Annotated in this window: 4 protein-coding genes; 3 read left to right on the top strand and 1 reads right to left on the bottom strand. The window is 60.5% G+C overall.

The genetic code is table 11. The features are described from left to right. Nucleotides 1-752: proteasome-type protease (locus tag AC5JJ6_RS04805; protein WP_496040950.1), on the bottom strand; the 752-nt coding region annotated here is incomplete at its 3' end. Between the two features lie 315 nt (nt 753-1,067). Here AC5JJ6_RS04805 and AC5JJ6_RS04800 point away from each other — a divergent pair. From AC5JJ6_RS04800 to AC5JJ6_RS04790, 3 genes are all read left to right on the top strand, one after another. Continuing rightward, the gene (locus AC5JJ6_RS04800) at nt 1,068-1,451 is read left to right on the top strand and encodes a phasin family protein (protein ID WP_496040949.1); all 384 of its coding nucleotides are present in this window, start codon (nt 1,068-1,070) and stop codon (nt 1,449-1,451) included. A 313-nt stretch (nt 1,452-1,764) separates the two neighbouring features. Then, a complete protein-coding gene (clpS, locus tag AC5JJ6_RS04795; protein WP_044429246.1) occupies nt 1,765-2,091 on the top strand; it encodes an ATP-dependent Clp protease adapter ClpS in 327 nt (108 codons plus the stop codon). 6 nt (nt 2,092-2,097) lie between these two features. After that, the coding region (locus tag AC5JJ6_RS04790; protein ID WP_496040948.1) for a Clp protease N-terminal domain-containing protein at nt 2,098-3,477 on the top strand (1,380 nt) is incomplete at its 3' end.

The raw sequence follows: 3,477 nt of genomic DNA, 5'->3' as shown, positions 1-3,477 counted from the left end.
CCCCGCACCACGGCCAGCGACGGCTGGGCATTGGGCATCAGCTTATCGATCCACGGACCGTCGGGCATCCGGGCAGCCAGATCGGTGATGTTCCGGTTCCACCACTGGCGCTGATCGACCAGATCATCGTAGTCGAACTGAGTCTGTCTCCAGGCGCTGTCGGAGTTGTTCATGACGACCATGTCGATCGGGAAGCCGACATCGGCCGAGCTGAACCGGGTCGAGTCGAACGACAGATAGGCCAGCTTGAGCGCCGTCTGCATCGACGTGTCGTAACGCAGGGCACGGTCCAGGATGGGCTTGCCGTAAGCGGTGGCGCCGATAGACAGGTAGGGCGTGCGTTCGTCCACCTCGATCCAATTGCCTTCCGGATAGACCAGGAACATCGTCGGCTCGCGGTCGTCGGACAGCCGGCCGCCGATGATGGCGTGCAGGTTGAACGTCAGCTTGCTGGCTTCCAGCGCTTCCTTATCCTCTGCGGCTACCTGCCGCAGGCAGTGGGTGAACGCATTCACCGCGTCGAGCATGCTGGCGAAGCTCTCGGTCGGGCGCTTGGTCATGTCCCGGCGCAGATAGGCCAGCGTCTTGTCGCGGACGCTGCGCAGGCCGGAGTTCATGATGAAGAAGCGGTGGGCTCCCGATCCCATGATGGTGACCTTGCGCGCTGCCGATAGCTGCGAACCACTGGTGATCCGGCCATCCGACAAGCCGATCAGGCCGTCACGGATCTTGATGCCAAGGCAATAGGTCATATCGAATAAATCCAAAGGCGGGCGGGCAGGGTTATCCTGTCATGCCGGGCAGGCGGCCACAAGCGCGCTACCCGGCGTGTTCCGACAATCCGGCTTTTCGGTGAAAGGGGACTTAACGGTCCCGGCGGAACGGCGGCATCGAGCTCCCGGCGGCTTATTGTGCAGTGCACAAAAAACCATTGACCTCAGGCCCGGAATGCTTATAGTAAGGGCATTGCTGCAGTGCAGCATAAGAGATCAAGCCGCCGAATACCGATGCACTTCGCCGTGACCCTCCGCTGGAGTTGGTGCGGCGCCAAACCAGGAGAAGATCACATGGCCACGACCCCCAACTACGCGCAGTTCGTCTCCACCGCCAAGGATCAGGTCGAGAAGTCCACCTCGCAGTTCCTCAAGGGCTTCGAGAGCCTGAACGCGCTGACCAAGCAGAACCTCGATGCCTTCGTGAAGTCCAGCTCGATCCTCGCCAAGGGCTTCGAGGACATCAGCAAGAGCACCGTCGCCTATACCCAGAGCTCGCTGGAAAGCGGCGCTGCCGCCGGCAAGCAGGCGCTGGCCGTCAAGACCATCCGCGATCTGGTCGACCTCCAGTCCTCCTTCGCCAAGAAGAGCTTCGACAGCGCCATCGCCGAGAGCACCAAGGTTTCCGAGCTGTCCGTCAAGGTCGCCAACGAGGCTTTCCAGCCGATCAGCGCCTAGATCAACGCGACGCTCGGCAAGCTGACCAAGCCGCTGGCGGCGTAATCACCCTTGTCGATCCGGCGGCGGCATAATCACCGCGCCGTCGATATTTTCGATCGGGACAGGCCCGGCGGTCCATGACGACCGCCGGGCCTGTCTTTTTTACCACCAAGGGCATCCCGTTTATTGCGCAAAAAGGCGCGGAAGAGAGCTATCCGCTGAAATACGTCATAGCCGACACGCTTTGACGCAACACGCCTCTTCCAAGCGCGTCCGGAAATCTCATATGATTGTCGGAGGATGTCCATCGCGATGAATGCTAAATTTACCCATGGCCGACAACGACAAGCACGGGGACGAGGGGACCGTGACGGGAGTGGTCGTCAAGGCCAAGCCCCAGACGAAGAAACCCTCGATGTACAAAGTTCTGATGTTGAACGACGATTATACTCCGATGGAGTTCGTCGTTCTCGTGTTGGAGCGATTCTTCAACAAGAACCGCGAGGAAGCGACGCAGATCATGCTGCACGTGCATCGGCGTGGCGTCGGCATCTGCGGGGTCTTCACTTACGAGGTAGCCGAAACGAAGGTAACCCAGGTGATGGACTTTGCCCGCCAACACCAGCATCCTTTGCAATGCACTCTGGAGAAGGATTAGCCCGGCATGCTCTCGCGTAATCTCGAGCAATCCCTGCACCGAGCCCTAGCCTACGCCAACGAGCGCCGTCACGAATACGCCACGCTTGAGCATTTGCTGCTCGCGCTCACCGAGGATCAGGATGCCGTAGCGGTCCTGAGAGCCTGTGGCGTCAACCTCGACAAGTTGCGCTCAGAGCTCGGCGAATACCTAGACAACGAACTCTCCAACCTGATCACCAATCGACCCGAAGACGCGAAGCCGACTGCCGGCTTCCAGCGGGTGCTCCAGCGGGCGGCGATCCACGTACAAAGTTCCGGTCGTGAAGAAGTGACTGGGGCCAATGTGCTTGTTGCGCTGTTTTCTGAACGCGAGAGCCATGCGGTCTATTACCTGCAAGAGCAGGAGATGACCAGGTTCGACGCGGTAAACTATATCTCTCACGGGATCGCGAAGGCGCCGGGCCGCAATGAAACCAAGCGGGTATCGGGAGCTGACGACGACGCTGCGGCGGAGAAGGTCGTGAAGAAAGGCACTGAGGCTCTCGAGGCATATTGTGTCAACCTTAACAAGAAAGCGGCCGGCGGGAAGATCGATCCGCTGATCGGCCGGGATCAGGAGGTCGAGCGGACCATCCAGATCCTTTGCCGTCGCTCCAAGAACAACCCGCTCTACGTGGGTGACCCCGGTGTCGGCAAGACCGCCATCGCCGAGGGTTTGGCGCGCCGTATCGTTCATGGCGAAGTTCCGGACGTTCTGGAAAACGCGACCATCTTCTCGCTCGACATGGGTTCGCTGCTGGCCGGAACACGGTACCGCGGCGACTTCGAAGAGCGGCTGAAGGCTGTGCTTTCCGAACTGGAAGCCATGGAAGGTTCCATCCTGTTCATCGACGAGATCCACACCGTGATCGGTGCGGGTGCCACCTCGGGCGGTGCGATGGATGCATCCAACCTGCTGAAGCCGGCGCTTGCCAGCGGTGCGCTCCGGTGCGTCGGATCGACAACCTACAAGGAATACCGGAACTACTTCGAGAAGGATCGGGCTCTGGTCCGGCGCTTCCAGAAGATCGACGTCGCCGAGCCGTCGATCGAGGATGCGGTCAAGATCCTGCGGGGCCTGAAGCCCTACTACGAGAAGTATCACCGGGTCCGCTACACGAACGAAGCGATCCGCTCCGCCGTCGAGTTGTCGGCCCGCTATATCGGCGACCGCAAGTTGCCCGACAAGGCGATCGACATCATCGACGAAGTCGGTGCCGCGCAGATGCTGGTTCCGGAGTCGCGCCGCAAGAAGACCATCCAGGTCAAGGACGTGGAAGCGGTGGTCGCCAAGATCGCCCGCATCCCGCCGAAGAGCGTTTCTCGCGACGACCGCGAGGTGCTGCTGAACCTGGAACGCGATCTG

The sequence above is a fragment of the Skermanella sp. genome (assembly GCF_059503625.1).
Note: the sequence above shows the minus strand (reverse complement) of the source record. Positions and strands in the feature narration are given on the sequence as shown.

What these genes read in the sequence shown, in the direction of transcription:
- AC5JJ6_RS04800 (WP_496040949.1), top strand. Translation starts at nt 1,068, where the DNA reads ATGGCCACGACCCCCAACTACGCGCAGTTCGTCTCCACCGCCAAGGAT.
- clpS (WP_044429246.1), top strand. Translation starts at nt 1,765, where the DNA reads ATGGCCGACAACGACAAGCACGGGGACGAGGGGACCGTGACGGGAGTG.